Source organism: Halorhabdus salina, assembly GCF_013839425.1.
GTDB classification, from domain to species: Archaea; Halobacteriota; Halobacteria; order Halobacteriales; family Haloarculaceae; genus Halorhabdus; species Halorhabdus salina.
This window is the reverse complement of sequence record NZ_JACDNP010000003.1, coordinates 1-21,069: the sequence shown is the minus strand read 5'-3', so window position 1 is coordinate 21,069 and position 21,069 is coordinate 1. Positions and strand designations below refer to the sequence as shown.

Here is a 21,069-nt window from a genome sequence, read left to right as displayed (position 1 = left end):
TTATTCCGGGGCCCGGAAGAAACCGGCTATGAGCGTTGAGCACGATCCAGGCGAGCGGTCGCTACTTGCACACGTCCTGTTGCCGGTCGCCAGCGAGGACGATGCACTGGCGACGGCACGGGCGCTTGCACCCTACGATCCTGACGGCGTGACGGTCATGCACGTCGTCGAGAAGGGCGAGGGCGTCCCCGATAAGACGCCCGTCGAGCAGTCCGAGGCGACCGCCGCCGCGGCCTACGACGCCGTCCGGGAGGTGTTTCCGGAGGCCGAGGACCACACCGCCTACCGGCGGGACGTGGTCGAGGCCATCTTCGAGGCGGCCGAGGAGATCGACGCGAGTGCGATCGCCTTCCAGACGCGCGGTGGCAACAGACTCATCCAGTTTCTCTCCGGTGACACCACGCTGAAGCTAGTCTCACAAGCGGATCGACCCGTCATCACACTCCCGAAAGACCCCGGTGAGACATGAGCGAGGAAGAACTCGCCAAAGACCTCGGGCCGCTGGCGGCGCTGACCATCGGCGTCGGGACGATGATCGGGGCGGGGATTTTCGTGTTACCCGGTCAAGCGGCAGCCAAGGCTGGTCCCGCCGTGGCGCTGTCGTTCGTCGCTGGCGGGATCATCTCGATGTTCACGGCGATGTCCGCTTCGGAACTGGGCACGGCGATGCCGAAAGCAGGTGGGAGTTATTTCTACGTCAATCACGCGCTGGGCCCGCTGTTCGGTTCGATCGCCGGCATGGGCAACTGGATGGGACTGGCCTTCGCCAGTGCGTTCTACACGCTGGGGTTCGGTGACTATCTCTCGACGTTCGTCCCGCTCCCGACCATCACAGTCGGGTCGTTCGTTCTCACGCAGATCCAGATCGGTGCGCTGCTGGCCGGTGTTGCGTTCGTCCTCGTCAACTACGTCGGGGCCAAAGAGACGGGGCGACTCCAGAATATTATCGTCATCCTACTCGTGAGTATCCTGACTGTCTTCTCTGTACTGGGGTTTCTCCAGGCCGATCTGTCGACGCTCCAGCCGTTTTTCCCGAAAGGGACCGGCTCGATCCTGCCGGGGACAGCGCTCGTCTTCGTCTCGTTTCTCGGGTTCGCGAAGATCACGACGGTCGCCGAAGAGATCAAGAATCCGGGGAGAAACCTCCCGCTGGCGATCATCGGCAGTGTCGCCATCGTGACGGTGATGTACGCCATCATCATGGTGATGCTGATGGGCGTGGTCAACTGGGAACAGCTCGGCCCGGCCGTCACCGACAGACCGGTCCTCGACGTGGCCGAGGTCGCGTTCGGTGCCGTCGGGATCGGCGCACTCGGGGTCGGCACGCTGACGTTCGCCGGGCTCCTGGCGACGGCCTCCTCGGCGAACGCGTCGATCCTGGCGTCCTCGCGGATCAACTTCGCGATGGGGCGGGACAAGTTGATCTCCGCCTGGCTCAACGACGTCCACGATCGCTTTGCGACGCCGTACCGCTCGATCGCCGTGACCGGCGGGTTCATCGTCGCGTTCATCCTCATCGGCAACGTCAAGGTACTCGCCAAAGCCGGGAGCGTTCTCCACCTGATCGTCTATGGACTTCTCAATATCGCGCTGATCGTCATGCGCGAGGCCGATACGCCGGAATACGACCCCGAATTCAGGGTACCGTGGTATCCAGTGGTGCCGATCCTGGGGGCTGTGACGTCGTTCGGACTCATCGCGTTCATGAAACCGATCGAGATCGTGCTGGCCGCCGCGTTCGTCGCGTTTGGCGTTGTCTGGTACCTGGCGTACGCTCGAACACGCGCGACGAAGCACGGAATTCTGTCACAGTACGTCCTCGATCGGTCGGAGCAACTCCCAAAACCGGCGGTGTCAGCGGCCCGGACCGCCCAGCCCGACGGCGGCGAGTACAGGGTGATGGTCCCGCTGGCAAAGCCCGAACACGAGAGCCATCTGATCTCGCTGGCGAGCGCGATCGCCCGCCAACGCGGAGGGTCGGTCGATGTCGTCCACATCGTCACCGTGCCGGATCAGACCCCCCTCGAGTACGGCGCCGAGCACATCGAAACCCTCGACGCAGAAAGCCAGTCACTGCTCGAGTCCGCCCGCGAAGACGCCGAGACCGAGGGCGTCCCGGTCGAGACCCATACGATCATCTCCCACGAGTCCTTCGAGGAGATCTTCGACGCCGCCGCCGACCACGACGCCGATCTGGTTGTGATGGGCTGGGGCGTAGACTCCCACGGCGCACCCGGCCGGATCGAAGGCGCTTTCGACGAAGTGACCCAGGACCTTCCCTGCGACGTGCTGGTGCTCCGCGATCGTGGATTCGATCCCTCGCGAGTGGTCGTCCCGACTGCCGGCGGCCCCGACTCCGAACTGAGCGCTGCGACGGCCAAACTCCTGCAGGCCGAGTACGACAGCGAGGTGACGCTGCTGCACGTCGCCGACGACCACGCCGAAGGCGAGGCATTCCTCGAAGAGTGGGCCGAAAGCCAGGGTCTCAGTGACGCGACACTCCGGATCGAAACCGGCGACGTCGAGACGGCCATCGAGAGCGCCGCAACGGACGCGACGATGGTGATCGTCGGCGCGACCGAACGCGGCCTTCTCGAACGGCTCGTCCGGGGCTCAGTCGTGATCGATATCGCCGAGGACGTCGATTGTTCGGTGCTCCTGGCCGAACAGAAGCGATCGAGATCGCTGTTCGAACGGCTGTTCGGCGGCGACTAGCCCCCACGGCCCTCAATCACCACGGCCGGATCGGAAGCCTCACTTACGTCGGTTGAGATAGTCGAACCAAGTGACCGGAGGGACAGGCACGTATGTACATCATCATCGTCGGTGCCGGGGACATCGGCACACCACTGATCGATATCGCGACGCGTTCGGGCAACGAAGTCGTTGTCATCGAGCGCAACGACGAACGGGCCAACCGCGCAGCCGACCGGTTCGACTGCCTCGTGCTCAACGCGGATGCGACGACCGAGGCCACGCTGGCCGATGCCTGTGCCGATCAAGCGGACGCCATCATCTCGACGACCGACCGGGACGCGACGAACATCATGGTCTGTCTGCTCGCCAAAGAGCACGATGTCCCGTCGATCCTCTCGGTGGTTCACACCCCCGAGCACATGAGCCTCTTCGAGCAGATCGGCGTCAACACGATGGAGAACCCCCAGGAACTCATCGCCGAGTATCTCTATCGCGCCGTGGCGCGACCGGCCATCGTCGACTACATGCGCGTCGGCGAAGAGGCCGAGGTCTTCGAGATCACCGTCACCGAGAACGCGCCCATCGTGGGCAAGACTTTACAGGAGACAGCCGACGAGGGGTTGCTCTCTCAGGACACGCTCGTCGTCGCGGTCGAACGGGAAGACGCTAGCGAACCCATTACTCCGCGCGGGAACACGACGATCCACGCCGGCGATCTCCTGACCGTCTACTCGGCCGTCGGGGCCGATCCGGAGATCACGGACATCTTCGGCCACTATGAAGATCGGACAGTCGAGTGACCTGAGGGACACCGCTCGATTCAGCGACCCCACACAGCCATGAACGGAAAGACGGCGACGATCGGACGTGACGTCGGCCGCATCCTCGAAGCCCTCGGCGGATTGATGGGCGTCTCGATCGTCGTTCCATTGGCCTGGGGTGAGTGGTTCGGGGCTGTCGCCTTCGGCGCCTCGGCGCTCGTCCCGCTTTCGGTCGGCTACGGACTGCACCGGCGCTTCGCCGACGCTGACTCCCCCTCGCGTCTGCACGGGATGGTCGTCGCCGCCACGGGCTGGGTGCTGGTCGGGGTGTTCGGGTCGCTCCCGTTCCTGTTGATCGCGTGGGGTGTGCATCTGGATCTGCCCTCGACTCTCGAAGCGACCTCGACGCTCGCGGCCTTCCAGGACCCGCTAAACGGCATTTTCGAGTCGACGAGTGGCTTCACCGGCACCGGCCTCACGATGACCGACAACGAGGAAGTGCTTCCCCGTAGCCTCCAGTGGTGGCGGACGTTCATCGAGTGGGTCGGCGGCGTCGGCGTGATCGTCCTCACGACGGCAATCCTCGCCCGGCCCGGCAGTGGGTCGCTGACGCTCTACGAGAGCGAGGCCCGATCCGAGAAGATCCACCCGAGCATCGTCTCGACGGTCCGGACGATCTGGTGGATCTTCCTCCTCTTTACGTTCGTCTCGATTCTCGCGCTGTTCCTCGCGGGCATGCCACCCTGGGACGCGATCAACCACGCGATGACTGGCCTCGCAACGGGTGGGTTCTCGATCACGGACAACTCCATCGCGACCTACGACAGCGCACTCATCGATGCGGCCCTGATCCCCATCATGTTGCTGGGATCGATCGCGTTTCCCGTCCACTACCTGATCCTGCAGGGCGACCTCCGGAACTTCTACAAAGATCTCCAGACCCGGTGGGTGTTCATCTACATGAGTGTGGGGTCGGCGTTGCTGTGGGCGTTCCTGTACGTTGGCCCCTACGACTCGCCGGGGGCGGCCCTGCGATACGGTGCCTTCCAGTTCGTCTCGGCGGCGACCTGTACGGGCTTTCAGACCGCCGTCGATGCGACGAACGTTGCCCTCGGAGCCTGGCCAGCCCAGGCACAACTACTCGTGGCGTTTGGCATGTTCGTCGGCGGGGCGGCCGGGTCGACCGCCGGCGGAATCAAGATCATACGCGGACTGACCCTGATCAAGGGTATCCGCTATCACGTCGCGGACATCTTCTATCCGGATAGCGCCGTGCGACGGTTGCAGATCAATGGCCGGCGACTGACCGAGACGGAGGCCAACCGGGAGTTCGTCGAGGCGACGATTATCGTCGTGCTCTGGATCGCGTTCCTCATTGTTGGGACGTTCCTGCTGCTGGTCATCCTGCCCGCCGAGGAGTTCTCCCTGGCGAACGTCTTCTTCGAGGTGGCAAGCGCCCAGGGCAACGTCGGGCTCTCCTCTGGCATCACCGGTCCCGAATCGCTGCCGGCGATCGGCAAGGTCGCCTTCCTCGGGCATATGTGGATCGGTCGGCTGGAGATCATCCCGATCCTGGTCGCCCTCAGGGTCCTGTTCCGTCGCGGGGGGATGTACGCATGACCCTCCGGGAGCTTCCGATCGTTCGAACCATCTCCGAGTCCGGGGCCGACGATCGCGTCTATGATGGGTTGCTGTTGGTCGGGCCCGTGGTCATTTTCATCGTTACCATCCTGAGTACTATCCTCGACCAGTCCATCATCGCCGAGCTACTCGCGCTCACCTACATCGCCGTCTTCGTCTGTTACGTGCTGTATCGTGGGCTGCCCGTCTCCGACTGAGGCGGGATTAGTGCCTGGGATGATGCCGACCCGGGCGGCGGATACCTGTACGCTCGGGCAGCTATTCACCACCGAGAGTGGCGAATGCCGTCTGCTGCGTGATGGGTCCTAGTCTGCTACGAGCTCCCGTCTGTACTACCCAATCTCAGCAGTGACCTGGTACTGATGACACCGCTGACAGAGCGATCGCTCTGCGTCCCGGACGCGTTCTCTCTCGTGCCTGTCCGACCACCGCCGTCCCCCTCAGAGCAAGACGACAAACGAAACGACTGTCCCTGCCCCCATGAACGCCAGCATCAGGACGATCAGCAGGTACGCCACTCGGCGGAAGGTCTGATCGACGACCCTCCATCAAGCTCTATATACAATTTCAACTGTGATATATTTATTTCATATTTTAGACGATTATTTGGGTGGCCGAACGCTCCTGACTGAAACGGCCCAGCGAACGGCGAGTATACGCAGCCGAGGCTGTACGTACTGACGGCCGACGACACTCACACGGCACAAGACGAGCGGCAAGCGTCAAAATGGACGGCGGAAGCGGGGTTCGCCTGCGTTAGCCGAACATCTGGCGCATCATGGGGTGCATCTCCATGAGTTGCTCTTCGGCGATTTCCTCGTAGAGCTTGTAGGTGATCGAGACGGTCAGCAGCAGGCCCGTCCCGGTAACGCCACCGATCGTGCCGAGCATGTTCGCCATGACAGCGAGCAAGCCGACCAGTGCGCCGCCGATGACCGTCACCTGCGGAATGTAGCGCCCGAGGACTTTCTCGAGGACGCCAGGACTCTGCCTGAAGCCGGGGATCTGCATCCCGGAGTCCTGGATCTGCTGGGCCGTCGCTTCGGGCCCCATGTCAGTGGTCTCGACCCAGAAGATGGCGAAGATCGCACCACCGATGATCATGAACGTGAGGTCAACCCCGACTCGCGTGAGGATCTTCCAGGCCGGCTGGGAGACTCCGCCGAGGAACCACGCCCATTCGCCGGGCGACTGGATCGGTGCCATGTAATAGAACAGCCCACCAGTCGGCTGTGAACCGCTGTATTGGCCCAACCAGGCCGGTAACGTCCCGAGTTGCTGTTTGAGAATCCGGCCGAGGAACTGGATGTTCATCTGCAGGGCCCGAACGAGGATCATCGGCAGGACACTCGCGTAGATGAGCTTTACCGGGAACCGACCACGCGCACCCTTCACCCGAGCGTGGCTCAGCGGGATCTCGACGCGGACCGACTCCGCGTAAACGACGATCACGAAGATCGAGAGCGTCGTGAGGATGGCGATCAGTCCGATATAGTTCTGTCCACTCGTGTGGAACATGAGCTGTGTTATCCCTTGGCCCGTCAGCACCGACGGTGCATCGACGATCCCAGCCACTGCACCGATCCAGTAGGGGATGAAACCCCAATTTCCGGAGATCTGTGGAATCGCGATCAATCCGCCGACCAGGCTCTGGCTGACGCCGGCAATGATGAACAGGCCGATCCCGCTGCCGACGCCCCATTTGCTGATCACCTCGTCCATGTAAAGGATGAGGACACCGCCGACGAAGATCTGGGCGAACATCAACCACTTCGTCCCGGCCACACCCAGTCCAAACACTGGCTCGGCCGGAAGGAAGTCGGCGGCGAACACCATTGGAAAGCCCGTTAGCACGATCATCACGAGCACCAGCAACTTCTGGAGCCCCTGATAGAGAATCTGATCGCGCGGATTGTTCTGGGTGTCTAGCCCGAGCAAGTCCGCCCCGCCGAGCAACTGCAGGACAATACTCGCGGTGACGATCGGCCCGATCCCCAGCTGCAAGATCGATCCCTGCTGGGTGGCAAGGATCGACGAGAACCGACCGAATGCGTTCGATCCACCGGTACCAAGGCCGTACAGATTGATGTTTCTCAAGAAGAAAAACAGGACCAGGACGCCGGCTGTCCAGCCAAGCTTCCGTTTGAACGGGACGTGGCGATCCGGTCGAGCGACTGACGGCATCCGCGTCAGCAGTGGTTCGGCGGTGTCCTTCCAGCTCATCCTTACTCGGTATCGTCGGCGTCGTCCTTGTCAGCCTGTCGCTGTTCGCCTCGCTCGCTCAACGTCGCGGTTCCGCCGGCAGCCCCGATCTTTTCGCGGGCACCGGCCGAGAAGGCGTCGGCGACGACGGTCAGCTCGTTGCGAACCTGCCCGGCACCGAGGACCTTTACAGCGTCGACATCGAAGCCGTCCTCGACGACCTCGCGGGCGTCGATCCGGTAGCCGTCGCCGTCTTCTTCGGCGATACCGTCGGCGGCCATCAAGGCAGCGTTCTCATCGAGCTGTCGGACGTCAATCTCGGCGATATCTTCTTGGGTCTTCTCGGGCCGCGTGAAGCCGCTCTTTCCGATCGGCGGGTGTAGATGCTGCTCGTGTTTGTCGCGGCCGGCGTCGCCGCGCCCACCGCGGTGACCGGCCCCACGACGGTTCTTGTGCGTGCCGCCACCGTGCGTTCGAGAGCCACGCTGGCGTTTGCTCTTGTCTGTCATTATCGCATCGCCTCCAGCAGTCCGTCGATGCCGTCGGTATCGTGCTTGCCGAGTTCGCCACCCTCCTTGACGGGATGTTTGATCCCGTCGTGGCCCTTCCGGGGCGGGTGTAGCCGAAGCGTCGGCGACAGACCTGCTTCCTGCAGAGTTGTCTCCTCTTCGAGCAGCGCCTCGGCCAGTGCCGAGAGGTCGTCGTAGTTGGTGTTCCAGCCAACCCAGTCGTCGTCGATGTCTCCCTCACCCTCGGCGGGCTCGGCTCGCCGTTCGAGCAGGAGTTCGACTGTCTCGGCTGACGGTTCACCGTAGGCAACGACATCGTTGACCTTCGTGATCATGCCCCGATACGTATCGGTTTCGGGGACGAGCGTCGCGTGATTGACGCGACCGAGGTTGAGCATCTCCAGGGTATCGACGATGTCCTGGCTGACGTCGACCTCGCCGCGCAGTTGGACGATCGCTTGCATCATTCGATCACCTCACGCTCCTCGAAGGCACGCTCGGGGACCCGCGCTTCGGCCGTGTTGCGCAGGGCGTTGAACGTCGCCTTCGCGAAGTTGACCGTCGTCCGGGTGTTCCCTGACGACCGAGTCCAGATGTCTTCGATGCCGGCCAGTTCGAGGACGTGCCGGACGGTCTCGCCGCCGGCCAGCCCGAGCCCGCGCGGGGCCGGCTGGAGTTCGACCTCGACACTGCCGGCCTTGCCTGTGGTTCGGAGTGCGACCGTGTGCGGTCGCCCACAGCCACACTCCCAGGAGCCACAGCCACGCGAGACATCGATCATGTTCAACTTCGCGATGTCGATGGCCTTCTGGATCGCGCCGCCGACCTGATCGTCACGCCCCTCGGCGTAGCCGACGAGCCCGTCACGGTTGCCCACGACGACGACACAGCGGAACTTCACCCGGCGACCCGAGTCGGTCATCCGCTGGACCATGTTGATGTCCAGCACCTCGTCTTCCAGCCCGGGAACGAGCTGATCGACGATTTCCGATTCCTTCAGCGGCAGCCCGGCGTTCAGGGCGTCGCGCATCGAGTCGATCTCGCCGTCGGCGACCTGCCGGCCGAGCCGCGTTCGTGGTTCCCATCCGTCAGCGCTCATAGTTCGATGTCACCTTCGAGTAGCGTCTCCCGCACCGAATCAAAGTGTGCGGGCAGTTCTGTCGCGTCGAAATCCCCGCTGTAAAGCCCCTCATCGAGGGACTCAGCGTATTCGGCGATGTGCTCGCCGCGCGTCCGTGGCCACTCGGCCAGAACGTCGTCGTTGTGGGGTATCTCCAGGCCGGCGTCGACCGCCCCTTCCTGGATTGCGAATACTTTACTTCCTGGCGTCGGCGTGTTGAGCCCAATGTCCAGCACTGCCTCCTCGTAGCCGGCCTCGATCGCCCGAAGCCCCGCGAGGAGTCCGGTCAGGTACGCGGCGGGCAGGTTACCCGTCGGCGCATCCCAGCCGTACTCGGCGAGGTCGTTGGCCGTGGCCGCTGCAACAGTTTCGTCACCATTGGGACCCGTTGTCACCAGCTGCGCCCTGGCCTGGCTGTTCGAGAGCCGCGCCACGAGGCGTGGCTTGCCGGATTTCAGCAGGCGCAACCGCTGATGGTAGTCCGTCCGAGATTCGCGGCGCCGACGCATCGGCACCTTGTAGCGTGGTCCTGTCGCCATCACTGATCACCGTGTTGGTCGTCAATATATCGGTTCAGGTCACCGACGTCGTCGAATTCGCCGCCGCTGGCCTGGTTGTACAGTTCGCGATACTCCGTCGGCGACAGCTCGCCGCTGTCTCGGAGCTCTCGCAGCCGCTCGCGCTGGGCCCGAATGCGGGACACCCAGTCGTCTTTCTCGTTCTGTCGCGCTCCCGCAGCACCTTTTCGGGACCCGTGCCCCTTCTGATGGCCGTAAGCGCGTTTCTTCTGGCGCTCTTTGGCTCGACCGCGAGAGTTCCCGCTCTTTTCTTTCGTGCGGATGATGCCCTGATCGATGAGGTCACGGACGTCCTCACGGGTGATCGCATCCGCGATTTCGCCCTGTGCTTCGGGGTCGAACCAAACGCGGTTCTGCCCGACGTCCAGAACGTCTGCCGCCAGTCGCTTCTGTGCGCTGAGATCACTCATCCTCGCTCACCTCGACTTCGACGTAGGTGGGGTTGAGCACGCGAATTGCCTCGCTCTCGGCGCGCTCTTCGATCCGTTCGCGTTTGCGAGCCCCGACTTTCGAGGCGATGCGTACTGCTTGGGTATCCCCGTCGACACCGTCGAGATCGTCGACGTTGTGGACGCGAACTTCCTCGAAGCCGGAGGGATGCAATCCACGAGTCGCCTTGGGAGTGCGGAACCCGGCTTCGACCGTGTCGCCTTTGCCCTTGATGCCGCGGCGCTGCTTCGAGAGCCCGCCCCGCGGTCGTCGCCAGGACGTCGGCACACGCTTTTTCTTGTGGTAGTCCTGTCGATTGAACTGCGGTTTGCCCTCGCGACGACGCTGGACCAGCAGCCGGGCCTCTTCGTCGGAGAGGTCCGGCGTCTTCTCGGTCAGTCCACGGGGTTGCAGTTCCGTTTCGACATCTTCGGCTTCCTCGGCGGCCTCGCCTGCCTCTTCGACGTCGGCAGTCTCGGCTTCCGAGACGTCGAGTTCGCCGACGTCAGCCTGGATCCGGGCCGCCAGAGCGTTACCGACACCCTCGACCTCGGTCAGGTCGTCTTGGTCGGCGCGTGCGACGGCTTCGACGGTCTCGAAGCCGGCCTCGCTCAATGCGTCGGCCGTCTCCTCACTGACGCCACTGATGTCGGTCAGACCCTCGTAGTCAGCGAGCGTCTCCGTTTCGTCAGCCGAGGCATCTGCTTCGGACTCCTCGTCCTCGCTCTCGGCATCGTCAGCCTCGTCGTCAGCTTCGTCGGTCGAAGTGTCTTCGACCTCGGCGTCAGCGTCCTCTTCGACGTCAACGTCGCCGACATCGGCCTTGATCCGGGCCGCCAGGGCGTTGCCGATCCCCTCGACCTCGGTGAGTTCCGATTCCTCAGCTGCTCGCAAGTCATCGACGGTATCGAAACCAGCCTCGGCCAATGCGTCGGCCGTCTGGTCGCCGATCCCGCCGACATCTGTTAGTTCCGTAGGTTCTTCGTCAGCCATCAGACCTCACCTCGATTCGGTTTCTCGGTGATGTAGACGCCGTCTTGGAACACCCGAACGTCTTTATCGGTGACGCGGGTGAGCTGTTCGATGTCCGCGGCCGTCTGGCCGACATCCTCGATACTGGGTCCGCGCAGGGAGATCTTTTCCTCGTCGATCTCGACCTCGGTCTCGCCGTGAATCGGCGTCCGGCGCGGTGCCTTTTCGCCGAGGAAGTTCTCGATAACGACTTCCTCGCTCTCGGCGCGTACCTGCATCGGGAAGTGTGAGTAGAAGACCTCCATCTCGTAGGTCCAGCCCTCGGTGACGCCGTGGAACATGTTCCGCACGTGGCTCTCAAATGTGCCAAGCGTGGACATCGTCTCGGCGTCATCGGCGTCGGACTCGATGACGATGGTCTCGTCTTCAACATCGACCGAAACGTCGGGATACCAGAGTCGACGCGTTACGCTGCCTTCAGGTCCCTCGACAGTAAGCTCGAGGTGATCGACCTCGGCACTGACTTCGTCAGGTAGCTGTAGTTCTGTGCGTGGCATTGTCAGTATACGTATGCGATCACCTGGCCACCGATGCCCGCCTCGCGGGCCTCGTAGTGGCTCATGATCCCGTGGCTCGTGGTCACGATGAGCGTCCCGTAGTCACGGGCAGGGAGGAATCGCTTCTCCCACTGCTCGAACTCGTCGGCCCCCGCCGAATAGCGGGGTTTGACCGAGCCACACTCGTTGATCGCACCTTTCAATTCGACCTCGAACTGCCCGGCTTTGCCGTCCTCGACGCGCTCGAAGCCGTCGATATAGCCTCGATCGTAGAACACTTCGAGGACACTGCCGATCTCGTTCGAGGCGGGCTCGACTGTGAACGTCAGCTTGCCAACACTCTCGGCGTTATCGACGCCGGAGAGGGCGGCACTGAGTGGATCGTTACCCGTCATCGTTAGCTGTACTTCTTGAATCCCATGTCGCGGGCAATCTCCCGGAAGCATTGCCGACACAGGTTGATGTCGTATTTGCCGACCAGACCCTGCTTGCGACCGCATCGCTGGCAGACTTCGAGCTGACCGGTCCGCTTTGCGGCCTGCTCGCCGGTTTGTTCGCCCGCGTCGGCGTCAGTTTCACTCTCGCTCATTCGCGTACCTCCACGTCGAAGGTCGACTCGACGAACGCGACGGCATCGTCGGGATCGAGTCGATGGGTCGACGGAATCGGGCGTGAGGCCTTATCCCGTTTGCTGACCCGGTAGCCCGGGCGCGTCAGGTTGACCGTCACGTCAAATCCGTAGATTCCGATCGTCGGATCGTACTCCTGGCTCGGGAAGTCGGTGTGTTCCTCGATCCCGAAGCTGAAGTTGCCCGTCTCGTCGAACTGTGCAGCCTCGAGGTCAGCCAGTTCGAGGGCCGTCTCGAGGAACGACTCGGCGGCTTCGTCACGCAGTGTGACTTTCGTCCCAACTGGGTCGCCCTCGCGGATATCGAACTCGCCGATAGTCTCCGTGGCGGTCGTCCGGACCGGCTGCTGGCCCGCGATCTCCGCCAAGATCTCTTCTGCGTCGGCGAGTTCCTGGCCACCGCGGCCGATACCCATGTGGACGACGACCTTCTCGACCGACGGTTCGCGCATCGGGTGGAACTCGGCCTCGGTCTCGGAACTCATTCCTCGGCACCTCCGTCTTCGTCGTCGCCCTCGTCGTCGTCCTCAGCGTCTTCGTCCGGGGCTTCCTCGGCGTCGTTTCCAACGTCTTCAGTGTCGGCCTCGTCGGCCGCTACATCGTCATCGCTTGTGAAGTTCTCGTCGATGACAACGACGTACTCCTCGACAGTTTCGAAGGTCGAGCCGTCCTCACGTTCGACGATGACGTTGTTGTCGGCACTGCTGGCCGTGACCTGGATCGTCTCGACCTCGCCGATTTCACCCGCGTGCTGGCCGTCGACGGCCGTGACGAGTGCGCCCTCCTCGTAGGTGAAGTGGGCGACGATCTTCTCGTCTTCGTTGGCCACGACGATCGAGTCGTTTGGCGTGTATGCGTCGTCTTTGCCGACCAGCAGCGTTTCGCCGTCGTGCAGGGTCAGCTGCACGTCGCCGCCGGGAACCTGTCGTTTTTCGACGATCTTGCCCAGTTTGGACTGAGCCGATTCCTCGTCGATGGGCGTCAGCGCGAGCCGACCGCCATCGCCGGGGAAGATCCGGTAGAACTCCTCGCGTTCGGTGAAGGCGAGGATGTCGAACATCCCCACCGGACGCGTTTCGTCGCCTTCGGGGTCGCCGTTGATCAACACCTGGTCCTGATCGAGCGCGAACCGGGCCTCCTTGCGGCTGTCGACGTACCCCAGTACGTCCCGAAGGACGATCAGCAGGGGCACGCCCGCCTCGCCGTGCGGGCCGGCATCGGCCGACACGGTGAAGGTCTCGGTCTTGCGCTCGACGGGCCAGCGTTCCGGTACCGAGAGTCGTTTCTGGTGGTTGCTCATTTATTCGTCCTCCTCGAGTCGCTGCCGTCGCACGTCATCAGACAGATCGAGGTCCGTCACGCGAACGTTACTGGCCTCAAGCCGGCGGGGCGTTTCCTCGCCGTCGGCGGTCTCGACGGTGACCTCTTCGACGCTAATCGTCGCGTCTCGAAGGTCGACATCGGTGACATCGCCTTCCTCGCCGGCGAAGTCACCGCGCATGACCTCGACCGTGTCGCCCTCGTTGACGCGGACGCGACGCTGCCCGTACTCCTCGCGGAGATCCTCGGTCAGCGTCGACCGCACCTGCTTGTGTCGCTCGTGCAACGGAGCGCGCTCGGTCTGATTGCGCTGTTTGGTTGGTTGTTCACTCATAGTCTAGACAATCATCGTGGCAGTCGAGGCGATGGAGCCGAACCGCTCGGCGACCTCGCGGGCAATCGGGCCCTTGATCTCGGTGCCGCGGGGGTCCTCGTTCTCGTCGACGATGACCGCCGCGTTGTCCTCGAATTTCACGCGCTGGCCGTCCGGCCGCCGGATCGGCTTGCGCTGGCGAACGACCACCGCTTCGAGAACCTGGCGGCGCATCTCCGGCGTGCCTTTGGTCACCGAAACGGTGATCTTGTCACCAATACCCGCCTTCGGATGGCGGTTCTTCGTCCCGGAGTAACCCGCGACGCTGATGACTTTGAGTTCACGTGCGCCCGTGTTGTCTGCACACGTGATCAACGAGCCCTTCTCTAGGCCCTGGGTAACGTCGGCATTGAGGGCTTCCATCAGTCCGCACCTCCGTGTTTCTCGACCACTACGTGAGACTTCGTCTTCGAGAGTGGTCGGGTCTCTGCAATCGTGACCGTGTCGCCTTCCGCCAGGTCCACGCACGGGGGTGCGTGGGCTGGAATCCGACTCCGCCGTTTCATCTGGCGGTCATATTTGGGCACGGGTACGTCGTACTCGCGCTCGACGACGACGGTCTTGTCCATATCAGTGGACGCGACGGTGCCTTCGATCGTCTGGCCCCGCACGGAAAGCGTTCCGTGGAACGGGCAGTTCGGATCGTCGCAGGTCGCGTCCGGTTGTCGTACGTTCAGTCCTAGCGCCATGTGGATTCACCTCTGCGTTCGGTCCGTCTGGCCGGGCGAGCGATCAATCGCTCACCATCGACGGCGACGCGTTCGGGCTTGCCCGCATCTGGGCTCCCCGCTACGTCGCCGGGAAGGTCGAACGCGAACGTCGCGCCGGCCTTGGGAACCTGCCACGTCCGCCCACCGCGCTCGATCGAGACGGTGTTGGTCGTCTCGGCGACGACCGTGCCGTCGATACCCACGAGCCCGGAATCGGTCGCATCGCTAACGCGAGCGGCGAGCCCGAGCAGCTCGTGGCGAGCCAGGGTGGCGGCGGTGCGTGACATTACGCTGTTCCTTCGGAGGCCGTCTCGGCCTCGCTGTCCTCGGTTTCGATCGTCTTGATCCGCGCGATCGCCTTGCGGATCTCCTTGATGCGGCCCGGATTCTCCGGGGCACCACCCGCTGCCTGGACGGCGCGGGCGTTCAGCAGTTCCGTCTGGAGGTCCTCGAGTTCGGCCTCTCGCTCGGCCGGCGTCATGTCGCGGATCTCCTCGGGATGGAGGATCGTCATTCGGCATCACCCTCCGTGTCTTCGTCTGCGTCAGCTTCGTCGTCAGCTGTGTCCTCCTCGTCTTCCATTTCCTCCAGCAACTCTTCGGCTTCTTCCTCGGTCTCTTCGTCGAGTTCTTCGTCGACTGCCGACTCGAGTTCGTCGAGTTCCTCCTCGACACCGTCGTCGTCGGGCACGTCAACTTCGTCGAACTCTTCGGCTTCGTCGGCCTCTTCGAGGACTTCTTCCTCAGGTACGTCCGCGTCGGCCTCGTCCTCGGTGTCGGCGGCCGCCTCGCCTTCGCCGTCCTCGGGCTCGCCGGAAAGCAACTCCTCGACGGAGTCTCCCTCGACCTCTTCGACGTACTCGGAAACATCGACGTCCTCGTAGATCTCGAAGTCGTCGGGCAGTTCGGCTTCCGGCGGGATGATTTTGACATCCACACCGATAGTGCCGAGCTTCATGACGGCGACGCCCTGGCCATGGTCGACGATGTCCTGGGCGGGTTCGCCGTTGTGCTTGATGTAGCCGCGGTTGAACTTCTCCACGCGTGAGCGAGCGCCCGTGACCTTCCCCGAGAGGACGATCTCGGCACCCTTCGCGCCGGCTTCCATGATCCGGTCGATCGTGGTGTGACCGGCCTTCCGGAAGTACCAGCCGCGTTCGAGGGCGTTGGCCAGCCGGTCGGCGACGATCCGGGCGTTCAGATCCGGTTCCTCGACTTCCTGGACGTCGACCTGCGGATCGTCGAGGCCGAACTCCTCTTCGAGGGTCGTGGTGATCTTGCGGATGTTCTTCCCACCCTTGCCGATCACCATGCCGGGTTTCTCGGCCTTGAGGACGATCTGGGTCCCCATCGGCGTCTTGGCGACTTCCATGCCGCCGTAGCCGGCCCGACCGAGTTCGTCCTCGAAGAACTCGTCGATCTGGGTGCGCTGGAGGCCATCCTCGATGAACTGCAGTTCGTCGGCCATCAGGCATCACCCTCCTCGGCGTCGGGGTCAACCAGGATCAACTCGACGTCAACCTCTGGCGTGTTCCACTCGTTGGCCCGACCCATCGCACGGGGCTGGCGACCACGCTGTTCGCCGACCTTGTGGGCGGCGACGTGCATGATCTCCATGGACTCGCCATCCATGCCCGCGTATTCGGCGTTGCCGGTAGCGTTCTCGATCAGATCGAGAAAGGCCTCGCTGGCCTTCTCGGGGAAACGGCCGGCGTCCCAGCCGTCGATATCGTTTCGGTGGCCGACGCCCGAGTTGTGGGATTTGAACGGCACTGACTGTGCGCCCTCGATGACGTCTTCGAGGTAGGCGACCGCGTCCTCGGCGGTCATGCCCTTGATCTCCCGGGCGATGGCCTTGCTGTGCTTGTGGCTCATCTGACGCTCCCGAAGCATGGCTTTGGCCGTCGTGTCCGGGTCGGCGTCGACTGAGTAGCTGATTCCCATGGATTACTTGAGGGGCACGAACTTCGAGGACCGGGTCGCCCCGATCCCGGCCTGTCCGTGCTCGACGCTCGTGCGCGTGAGCTGGAACTCGCCCAGATAGTGGCCGAGCATCTCCGGCTCGACGTTCACGCGCTCGAAGCTCTCGCCGTTGTGGACCGCGAAGGTGATCCCGACGAACTCGGGGAGAATCGGCATGTCCCGCAGGTGCGTCCTGATCGGGTTGTTTGCCGTTTCTTCCTCGCCGGCCTCGCGGGCCGCTTCGAGCAGCTGTTCCTTCTCGTAGGACAGGCCGCGTTTGATAGTTCGCCGCTGACGTGCGGGGAGCAGTTCCGCAACTTCATCAATCGACATCTCCTGCAACTCCTCTAACGTATGACCACGGTAGGTAAACTCTCCCTCGTGGCCGATCTGGTAATCACTAGAACTCATTCGTCACCACCTCGGCCGGTGCGTCGCGAGGAGATGTCGCCCACCTTCCGGCCCGGCGGGGCGTCCCGCGAGATGGACTTCGGTTTCCCGGGGTGCTGTCGGCCGCCACCACCGAACGGGTGGTCGACGGCGTTCATCGCGACCCCGCGAACCCGCGGCCACTTCGTCCCGCGAGACTTCATCTTGTGATACTTGTTGCCGGCCTTGACCATCGGCTTCTCCGTGCGGCCACCGCCGGCCACCACGCCGATCGTCGCCCGGCAATCCGGGTCCAGGCGTCGAACCTCGTCGCTTGGCAACTGGACGACCGCCACGTTACGGTCGTGAGCCATCAACTGCGCCGAAACACCAGAGGCGCGAGCGAACTTCCCGCCGTCGCCCGGCTGGGCCTCGACGTTACAGATCTGGATGCCCTCCGGGATCTCCGCCAGCGGGAGCGTGTTGCCTGGCTCGATCGAGGCCGAGACGCCAAGCTGAATCTCGTCGCCGACACCAACGCCTTCCGGTGCGAGAACGAGGCGCTGATCGCCGTCTTCGAACTCGACGGCCGCAAGCGGCGCCGATCGGGCGGGGTCGTGTTCGATGTCCACGACCGTGCCCGCAACGAGGTCACCATCGGTGGCCTCGGTGCTACGATGCGAAAGCTCCGCCTTGTAGCGGTGGGAGGGTGCCCGGAACGTGGGCGTCCCGCGACCGCGTCGTTGTCCCTGAATGCGTCGTCCCATAGTTAGAACACCCCGATTCGGGAGGCGACTTCCTCGGCGTCGTCCGCCTCGGATAGCGTCACCTCTGCCTTTTTGTTGCCGTTCATCGTGACCTGCGTGTTCACGTTCTCGACGGTCACGTCGAACTGCGTTTCGACCGCCTCGGTCACGTCGTCCTTGGTAGCGTCGAGTGCGACGATGAACTGCAAGGCGTTCTCGAAGTCCATCTTGTCCATCGCCTTCTCGGTGACGTGTGGGTGCTCGATGACGTTGATCGGATCAGTCATCGGTCGGCCACCTCCGCGAGGGCGCTCTCGGTCCAGACCGTCAGGCGACCGGCCGTCGCGCCAGGTGCGAGGTCTTCAGCGTTGACCTCGCGTGCGGTCGTGACGTCCGCGCCCGCGAGGTTCCGTGCTGCTTTCGACGGCTCCTCGCTCGTGACGAACAGAATCGACGTCGGCCGTCGGTACTTCCGGCCACGGGTCGTTCCCTGGCCGGCCCGGACGGTCGCGTCGTCGGCACGATCGATGTCCGCGTGGACGCCAAGCGATTCGAGGACGTCGACGACCGCCTGGGTCTTCTTGAGGTCCTCGAAGGCGTCACTGACGACCAGCGGCAGGTCGGTCTCGTCGTCGAATTCGTGACCGCGCTCGGCGACGAGGTCCGCATCAGTCGTCGCCGCGATCGCCGACCGAACGGCCTGCTTGCGTTCCTTGTCGTTGATCGCGGGTGCCCGATCTTTCTCTTCTTTGGGCGGGTGTGCGGGTCGACCGCCGACAGTCTGGGGCACGCGCTTCGCTCGCCCGTCCTGCTGTGGGACGTGTGCCATGCCGCGGCCGCTCCCTTGCGATTCTGCGGGCGTTCGCATGCCCGCGTAGTCGTCTGCACCGTAATCCTGTTTCCGATTAGCCTGGGCGGCAAGCACCGCCGACTTGATGAGGTCGGGCCGGTAGGGCGTCTCGAAGACGTCCGGTAGCTCGACGTCACCGTCTTCCTCGCCGTCCAGATCGTGTAGTGTTGCCTGCATTCATCTCACCCCTGATTAGACTCCGTAGAGACGTACCGCACCTCAGGGTCGAGACGCGGCTGGTCGTTCGGCCGGACGGCCGGGCGCAGGCGAACGAGGCGACTCTGGGGGCCGGGAACCGACCCTTTTACCAGCACGTAGTCCCCGTCGACCTCGCCGTAGTTGACGAAGCCACCGTCGGGGGTGACGTCGTCGTCGCCGATGTCGATGAGGCGCTTGTTGAGTTCGGTGCGCTGGTGGTAGCCAGTCTGGCCCTGCTGGGGCACCGTCGAGCGAACCCGCGATGGGTTCCACGGGCCCAGGTTGCCGATGCGTCGGCGCCAGCCCTGGCGGGCGTGTTTGCCCTTCCGCTTTTGGACGCCCCAGCGCTTGACGGGGCCCTGGGTGCCCTTGCCCTTGGTGACGCCCGCAACGTCGGCGTACTCGCCGGCGCGGAAAACGTCGGTCAGGGCGTACTCGCCGTCCTCGCCAACGAGCTCGAGCCCGTGGTCGAGGCGGTCTTCGAGACTGCCACCGCCGACGCGCGTTTCCATGACGTCCGGTTCGTTCTTGGGCACGCTCGACAGTTCGCCCGGGACCGTGTGCGTGATGAGACGCACGTCCCCAAGGCGACCGTCTGTGAGTGCCTCGCGAATCTGTTCCTCTGCAGCATCGCCGTCCTGCTCCTCGGGAAGATCGATGGCCCGATCGAGATCCGAATGGAACTCGTCGGTCCAGACCTCCGTCAGCGGACGCAGACCGTACGGCGTATCCTCGTAGGCTCGCAGAGCCACCGCCCGCATTGGCGGCGTCTCGACGACCGTGACGGGCACGGTTTCTTCCATGCCCTCCCGCGGTGAGTCGGGTTCGTCGTTGATGACAACGACGTGGCTCATGCCGGCCTTGTAGCCGGCAAAGCCTTGCGTCCCCGGCTGACCCTCGTCGTCGGGCCAGCTGTTGAACCGCGGCGTCTCACTGGTCGCGCGCTTGCGCGGACTGTAGGCCAGCGAGCCTTTGCGTGGTCTGTTTGGTTGTGGCATCGGATTCTCACTCCGTGAGCGTCAGGGGCGCGAGGGTGGCGAACATCGCCTCTTCCGTTCGCACGACCTCACTGCCCTGGTTAGGAACCGTGTTCAGCCAGAGGTCGAACCGGGTTCCGTCCGGCCGAGATCCGGTTACCGCGTCGCCAGTTCCGTCCTCCGTGTCGTCGGCAGCCGCCAGCTCCGCCACAGTGGTGGAGCCAACGGACTCCGTATCGACGCCGAGGATAGCCGGCAAACCGCGCTCGGGCGCTCCGAAGACGACTGTCAGGTCGCCGCCGGCCCCATCGACCGTCCCGATCAACTGGCCAAGTCGCCCAGACGTGAGCGACTGGCCGTGACGGGACGCGGCGATGGTGATGCCGGCATCGGAGCGTGCGAGCGCCGTATCGAGGTCCGCTCGATCCACCTGGAAGCCCGCTTGGGGCTCGTCGGTGAGTTTCGCGCGGACCGGTCGTCTCGAAGAGACCCTGACGGTGACACGCTCTCCCTCAGCCACGGTCCGGTCGTCCGGAACGGGGAGAGAGATCGGGTGTTGCAGGCCGCAATTGACCCGGACGCGCCCATCAGGTCCGACCTCGGTCACGATTCCCTGTCTTAACGACCCCGAATCGTCCGATCCGGAGCCGGTCTGTGTCGCAACGCGGAGCGGCGGCAGGACGCCGACACACTCCAGTTCGTCCCGCCTGTCCCATACCGCCTTTCGGAGGTAGGGGGGTGTGGCGGCGTACCGCAGCACGGTTTCGACGAACCCGCCGTCCAACTTCCCCGCCCCGTCAGGGTCGGGGAAGACGGTCAAACGGTCGACCCCGAAGACGGTGGCCGCACGGGCCACGTAGCCGATCTTCCGGGTCGCCTCGCGTTTGTCCTCTGCCTCGCGGCAGAGCGACGACGGCACGAGTGCGTTGGTCGTCATGCCGTGACGCTTCCAGGTCACGCCACTAGACTGTGCCGATTACTCCCGGCCCAAGTCCTAAAAGGATGCCGCTTTGACCCGGTTGTGAGAGGTTCTATCAAGGGATTGCGCCCCACGCGAGTCGATGACGGGACGGGGTGCTCCCGTCCACGAGATTCGGAAGCCTTATATTTCTCTCCGGCCCCAGTTTGAGATGCACCGTGCGACGGTGGTGTAGTGGTATCACAGGACCCTGCCACGGTCCTAACCCGAGTTCAAATCTCGGCCGTCGCACCTTCTTCAACGCAAACTACCAAGCGACGCGTCTCGTCGCGTCGCGATTCAGAACGCTGTGCGGTGCGGATAAGAGGTTTAAATAACCCAAGATACTCCATGCAAGAGCGGTCTTGATAATGGATAACTTGCAGACGTGTGATACTGATCGATGACTTTTGTCAGAAAGAGTCAATAGATGGAGTACTATCTACTATAGGAGTTTTAATTTTCAGAGTCGTTACGTACCGCCTTCTGTATGCCAAGCATCAGAACGGTATA

The 21,069-nt window shown here is 63.5% G+C and carries 30 protein-coding genes, 1 tRNA gene and 1 pseudogene; 6 read left to right on the top strand and 26 right to left on the bottom strand.

The genetic code is table 11. From position 1 onward, the window contains the following. Positions 1–28 precede the first annotated feature (28 nt). From HZR20_RS04700 to HZR20_RS04680, 5 genes are all read left to right on the top strand, one after another. The gene (locus HZR20_RS04700) at positions 29–469 is read left to right on the top strand and encodes a universal stress protein (protein ID WP_181685443.1); all 441 of its coding nucleotides are present in this window, start codon (positions 29–31) and stop codon (positions 467–469) included. Next, positions 466–2,715, top strand: a complete 2,250-nt coding sequence (locus tag HZR20_RS04695; protein ID WP_181685442.1) for an amino acid permease — start codon at positions 466–468, stop codon at positions 2,713–2,715. Before HZR20_RS04700 ends, HZR20_RS04695 begins: the two co-directional genes overlap by 4 nt. Positions 2,716–2,807: 92 nt before the next feature. Continuing rightward, positions 2,808–3,497 (top strand): potassium channel family protein, encoded by a 690-nt coding sequence (locus HZR20_RS04690; protein ID WP_181685441.1) that lies wholly within the window; start codon positions 2,808–2,810, stop codon positions 3,495–3,497. A 39-nt stretch (positions 3,498–3,536) separates the two neighbouring features. Then, on the top strand, positions 3,537–5,078 hold the full coding sequence (locus HZR20_RS04685) for a TrkH family potassium uptake protein (RefSeq protein WP_181685440.1): 1,542 nt from the start codon (positions 3,537–3,539) through the stop codon (positions 5,076–5,078). Further along, the gene (locus HZR20_RS04680) at positions 5,075–5,296 is read left to right on the top strand and encodes a hypothetical protein (RefSeq protein ID WP_181685439.1); all 222 of its coding nucleotides are present in this window, start codon (positions 5,075–5,077) and stop codon (positions 5,294–5,296) included. Before HZR20_RS04685 ends, HZR20_RS04680 begins: the two co-directional genes overlap by 4 nt. A 559-nt stretch (positions 5,297–5,855) precedes the next feature. Here HZR20_RS04680 and secY read toward each other — a convergent pair. The 26 genes and pseudogenes from secY to HZR20_RS04555 all read right to left on the bottom strand — a co-directional run bounded on the left by secY (position 5,856) and on the right by HZR20_RS04555 (position 20,535). Continuing rightward, positions 5,856–7,322 carry a preprotein translocase subunit SecY gene (secY, locus tag HZR20_RS04675; protein WP_181685438.1) on the bottom strand — a complete coding sequence of 489 codons (1,467 nt, stop codon included), beginning with the start codon at positions 7,320–7,322 and terminating at the stop codon, positions 5,856–5,858. A gap of 2 nt (positions 7,323–7,324) precedes the next feature. Next, on the bottom strand, positions 7,325–7,810 hold the full coding sequence (locus tag HZR20_RS04670) for an uL15m family ribosomal protein (protein WP_181685437.1): 486 nt from the start codon (positions 7,808–7,810) through the stop codon (positions 7,325–7,327). Continuing rightward, positions 7,810–8,274: a 50S ribosomal protein L30 gene (gene rpmD, locus HZR20_RS04665; protein ID WP_181685436.1), complete on the bottom strand. Its 465-nt coding sequence runs from the start codon at positions 8,272–8,274 to the stop codon at positions 7,810–7,812. Before rpmD ends, HZR20_RS04670 begins: the two co-directional genes overlap by 1 nt. Beyond that, entirely contained in the window at positions 8,274–8,909 is a 636-nt protein-coding gene (locus HZR20_RS04660) for a 30S ribosomal protein S5 (protein WP_181685435.1), read from the bottom strand. The genes rpmD and HZR20_RS04660 overlap by 1 nt, the downstream gene beginning before the upstream one ends. Continuing rightward, entirely contained in the window at positions 8,906–9,469 is a 564-nt protein-coding gene (locus HZR20_RS04655) for a 50S ribosomal protein L18 (RefSeq protein ID WP_181685434.1), read from the bottom strand. Before HZR20_RS04655 ends, HZR20_RS04660 begins: the two co-directional genes overlap by 4 nt. Next, positions 9,469–9,918: a 50S ribosomal protein L19e gene (locus tag HZR20_RS04650; protein ID WP_181685433.1), complete on the bottom strand. Its 450-nt coding sequence runs from the start codon at positions 9,916–9,918 to the stop codon at positions 9,469–9,471. The genes HZR20_RS04655 and HZR20_RS04650 overlap by 1 nt, the downstream gene beginning before the upstream one ends. Then, positions 9,911–10,594, bottom strand: a complete 684-nt coding sequence (locus HZR20_RS04645; protein WP_309484902.1) for a 50S ribosomal protein L32e — start codon at positions 10,592–10,594, stop codon at positions 9,911–9,913. Before HZR20_RS04645 ends, HZR20_RS04650 begins: the two co-directional genes overlap by 8 nt. A gap of 174 nt (positions 10,595–10,768) precedes the next feature. Beyond that, a pseudogene (locus tag HZR20_RS14700) lies at positions 10,769–10,930 on the bottom strand (helix-hairpin-helix domain-containing protein); the annotation flags it as partial. Continuing rightward, positions 10,930–11,466: a 50S ribosomal protein L6 gene (locus HZR20_RS04640; RefSeq protein WP_181685431.1), complete on the bottom strand. Its 537-nt coding sequence runs from the start codon at positions 11,464–11,466 to the stop codon at positions 10,930–10,932. The pseudogene HZR20_RS14700 and the gene HZR20_RS04640, both read right to left, overlap by 1 nt. Positions 11,467–11,468: 2 nt before the next feature. Then, a complete protein-coding gene (locus HZR20_RS04635) occupies positions 11,469–11,861 on the bottom strand; it encodes a 30S ribosomal protein S8 (protein ID WP_181685430.1) in 393 nt (130 codons plus the stop codon). Positions 11,862–11,863: 2 nt separating this feature from the next. Then, positions 11,864–12,055, bottom strand: coding sequence for a 30S ribosomal protein S14 (locus HZR20_RS04630; RefSeq protein WP_181685429.1), 192 nt, complete (start codon positions 12,053–12,055; stop codon positions 11,864–11,866). Then, complete coding sequence (locus HZR20_RS04625) at positions 12,052–12,579, bottom strand: 50S ribosomal protein L5 (protein WP_181685428.1); 528 nt, start codon at positions 12,577–12,579, stop codon at positions 12,052–12,054. The genes HZR20_RS04630 and HZR20_RS04625 overlap by 4 nt, the downstream gene beginning before the upstream one ends. Further along, complete coding sequence (locus HZR20_RS04620) at positions 12,576–13,394, bottom strand: 30S ribosomal protein S4e (protein WP_181685427.1); 819 nt, start codon at positions 13,392–13,394, stop codon at positions 12,576–12,578. Before HZR20_RS04620 ends, HZR20_RS04625 begins: the two co-directional genes overlap by 4 nt. Continuing rightward, positions 13,395–13,748, bottom strand: a complete 354-nt coding sequence (rplX, locus tag HZR20_RS04615; RefSeq protein WP_181685426.1) for a 50S ribosomal protein L24 — start codon at positions 13,746–13,748, stop codon at positions 13,395–13,397. 3 nt (positions 13,749–13,751) lie between these two features. Further along, positions 13,752–14,150 (bottom strand): 50S ribosomal protein L14, encoded by a 399-nt coding sequence (locus HZR20_RS04610; protein WP_158855095.1) that lies wholly within the window; start codon positions 14,148–14,150, stop codon positions 13,752–13,754. Beyond that, entirely contained in the window at positions 14,150–14,476 is a 327-nt protein-coding gene (locus tag HZR20_RS04605) for a 30S ribosomal protein S17 (RefSeq protein WP_181685425.1), read from the bottom strand. Before HZR20_RS04605 ends, HZR20_RS04610 begins: the two co-directional genes overlap by 1 nt. Next, complete coding sequence (locus HZR20_RS04600) at positions 14,467–14,784, bottom strand: ribonuclease P protein component 1 (protein WP_181685424.1); 318 nt, start codon at positions 14,782–14,784, stop codon at positions 14,467–14,469. Before HZR20_RS04600 ends, HZR20_RS04605 begins: the two co-directional genes overlap by 10 nt. Then, the gene (gene rpmC, locus HZR20_RS04595) at positions 14,784–15,011 is read right to left on the bottom strand and encodes a 50S ribosomal protein L29 (protein WP_181685423.1); all 228 of its coding nucleotides are present in this window, start codon (positions 15,009–15,011) and stop codon (positions 14,784–14,786) included. Before rpmC ends, HZR20_RS04600 begins: the two co-directional genes overlap by 1 nt. After that, complete coding sequence (locus HZR20_RS04590; protein WP_181685422.1) at positions 15,008–15,964, bottom strand: 30S ribosomal protein S3; 957 nt, start codon at positions 15,962–15,964, stop codon at positions 15,008–15,010. Before HZR20_RS04590 ends, rpmC begins: the two co-directional genes overlap by 4 nt. Continuing rightward, entirely contained in the window at positions 15,964–16,440 is a 477-nt protein-coding gene (locus tag HZR20_RS04585) for a 50S ribosomal protein L22 (protein ID WP_181685421.1), read from the bottom strand. Before HZR20_RS04585 ends, HZR20_RS04590 begins: the two co-directional genes overlap by 1 nt. A gap of 3 nt (positions 16,441–16,443) precedes the next feature. Continuing rightward, a complete protein-coding gene (locus HZR20_RS04580; RefSeq protein ID WP_181685420.1) occupies positions 16,444–16,869 on the bottom strand; it encodes a 30S ribosomal protein S19 in 426 nt (141 codons plus the stop codon). Further along, positions 16,866–17,594, bottom strand: a complete 729-nt coding sequence (locus HZR20_RS04575; protein WP_181685419.1) for a 50S ribosomal protein L2 — start codon at positions 17,592–17,594, stop codon at positions 16,866–16,868. The genes HZR20_RS04580 and HZR20_RS04575 overlap by 4 nt, the downstream gene beginning before the upstream one ends. Positions 17,595–17,596: 2 nt before the next feature. Then, the gene (locus HZR20_RS04570; RefSeq protein WP_181685418.1) at positions 17,597–17,860 is read right to left on the bottom strand and encodes a 50S ribosomal protein L23; all 264 of its coding nucleotides are present in this window, start codon (positions 17,858–17,860) and stop codon (positions 17,597–17,599) included. Next, positions 17,857–18,600 (bottom strand): 50S ribosomal protein L4, encoded by a 744-nt coding sequence (rpl4p, locus tag HZR20_RS04565; protein WP_181685417.1) that lies wholly within the window; start codon positions 18,598–18,600, stop codon positions 17,857–17,859. The genes HZR20_RS04570 and rpl4p overlap by 4 nt, the downstream gene beginning before the upstream one ends. A gap of 5 nt (positions 18,601–18,605) precedes the next feature. After that, positions 18,606–19,619: a 50S ribosomal protein L3 gene (locus HZR20_RS04560; RefSeq protein ID WP_181685416.1), complete on the bottom strand. Its 1,014-nt coding sequence runs from the start codon at positions 19,617–19,619 to the stop codon at positions 18,606–18,608. Between the two features lie 7 nt (positions 19,620–19,626). Continuing rightward, positions 19,627–20,535 (bottom strand): putative RNA uridine N3 methyltransferase, encoded by a 909-nt coding sequence (locus HZR20_RS04555; protein ID WP_181685415.1) that lies wholly within the window; start codon positions 20,533–20,535, stop codon positions 19,627–19,629. A 202-nt stretch (positions 20,536–20,737) separates the two neighbouring features. Between HZR20_RS04555 and HZR20_RS04550 the strand changes: the two genes are divergently transcribed. Further along, positions 20,738–20,808 (top strand) — tRNA-Gly (locus HZR20_RS04550). Positions 20,809–21,069 lie beyond the last annotated feature (261 nt).

Bases quoted from the DNA above. Each gene is read 5' to 3' on its own strand.
- HZR20_RS04700 (WP_181685443.1), top strand. From the start codon at position 29: ATGAGCGTTGAGCACGATCCAGGCGAGCGGTCGCTACTTGCACACGTC.
- HZR20_RS04695 (WP_181685442.1), top strand. From the start codon at position 466: ATGAGCGAGGAAGAACTCGCCAAAGACCTCGGGCCGCTGGCGGCGCTG.
- HZR20_RS04690 (WP_181685441.1), top strand. From the start codon at position 2,808: ATGTACATCATCATCGTCGGTGCCGGGGACATCGGCACACCACTGATC.
- HZR20_RS04685 (WP_181685440.1), top strand. From the start codon at position 3,537: ATGAACGGAAAGACGGCGACGATCGGACGTGACGTCGGCCGCATCCTC.
- HZR20_RS04680 (WP_181685439.1), top strand. From the start codon at position 5,075: ATGACCCTCCGGGAGCTTCCGATCGTTCGAACCATCTCCGAGTCCGGG.
- secY (WP_181685438.1), bottom strand. From the start codon at position 7,322: ATGAGCTGGAAGGACACCGCCGAACCACTGCTGACGCGGATGCCGTCA.
- HZR20_RS04670 (WP_181685437.1), bottom strand. From the start codon at position 7,810: ATGACAGACAAGAGCAAACGCCAGCGTGGCTCTCGAACGCACGGTGGC.
- rpmD (WP_181685436.1), bottom strand. From the start codon at position 8,274: ATGCAAGCGATCGTCCAACTGCGCGGCGAGGTCGACGTCAGCCAGGAC.
- HZR20_RS04660 (WP_181685435.1), bottom strand. From the start codon at position 8,909: ATGAGCGCTGACGGATGGGAACCACGAACGCGGCTCGGCCGGCAGGTC.
- HZR20_RS04655 (WP_181685434.1), bottom strand. From the start codon at position 9,469: ATGGCGACAGGACCACGCTACAAGGTGCCGATGCGTCGGCGCCGCGAA.
- HZR20_RS04650 (WP_181685433.1), bottom strand. From the start codon at position 9,918: ATGAGTGATCTCAGCGCACAGAAGCGACTGGCGGCAGACGTTCTGGAC.
- HZR20_RS04640 (WP_181685431.1), bottom strand. From the start codon at position 11,466: ATGCCACGCACAGAACTACAGCTACCTGACGAAGTCAGTGCCGAGGTC.
- HZR20_RS04635 (WP_181685430.1), bottom strand. From the start codon at position 11,861: ATGACGGGTAACGATCCACTCAGTGCCGCCCTCTCCGGCGTCGATAAC.
- HZR20_RS04630 (WP_181685429.1), bottom strand. From the start codon at position 12,055: ATGAGCGAGAGTGAAACTGACGCCGACGCGGGCGAACAAACCGGCGAG.
- HZR20_RS04625 (WP_181685428.1), bottom strand. From the start codon at position 12,579: ATGAGTTCCGAGACCGAGGCCGAGTTCCACCCGATGCGCGAACCGTCG.
- HZR20_RS04620 (WP_181685427.1), bottom strand. From the start codon at position 13,394: ATGAGCAACCACCAGAAACGACTCTCGGTACCGGAACGCTGGCCCGTC.
- rplX (WP_181685426.1), bottom strand. From the start codon at position 13,748: ATGAGTGAACAACCAACCAAACAGCGCAATCAGACCGAGCGCGCTCCG.
- HZR20_RS04610 (WP_158855095.1), bottom strand. From the start codon at position 14,150: ATGGAAGCCCTCAATGCCGACGTTACCCAGGGCCTAGAGAAGGGCTCG.
- HZR20_RS04605 (WP_181685425.1), bottom strand. From the start codon at position 14,476: ATGGCGCTAGGACTGAACGTACGACAACCGGACGCGACCTGCGACGAT.
- HZR20_RS04600 (WP_181685424.1), bottom strand. From the start codon at position 14,784: ATGTCACGCACCGCCGCCACCCTGGCTCGCCACGAGCTGCTCGGGCTC.
- rpmC (WP_181685423.1), bottom strand. From the start codon at position 15,011: ATGACGATCCTCCATCCCGAGGAGATCCGCGACATGACGCCGGCCGAG.
- HZR20_RS04590 (WP_181685422.1), bottom strand. From the start codon at position 15,964: ATGGCCGACGAACTGCAGTTCATCGAGGATGGCCTCCAGCGCACCCAG.
- HZR20_RS04585 (WP_181685421.1), bottom strand. From the start codon at position 16,440: ATGGGAATCAGCTACTCAGTCGACGCCGACCCGGACACGACGGCCAAA.
- HZR20_RS04580 (WP_181685420.1), bottom strand. From the start codon at position 16,869: ATGAGTTCTAGTGATTACCAGATCGGCCACGAGGGAGAGTTTACCTAC.
- HZR20_RS04575 (WP_181685419.1), bottom strand. From the start codon at position 17,594: ATGGGACGACGCATTCAGGGACAACGACGCGGTCGCGGGACGCCCACG.
- HZR20_RS04570 (WP_181685418.1), bottom strand. From the start codon at position 17,860: ATGACTGATCCGATCAACGTCATCGAGCACCCACACGTCACCGAGAAG.
- rpl4p (WP_181685417.1), bottom strand. From the start codon at position 18,600: ATGCAGGCAACACTACACGATCTGGACGGCGAGGAAGACGGTGACGTC.
- HZR20_RS04560 (WP_181685416.1), bottom strand. From the start codon at position 19,619: ATGCCACAACCAAACAGACCACGCAAAGGCTCGCTGGCCTACAGTCCG.
- HZR20_RS04555 (WP_181685415.1), bottom strand. From the start codon at position 20,535: ATGACGACCAACGCACTCGTGCCGTCGTCGCTCTGCCGCGAGGCAGAG.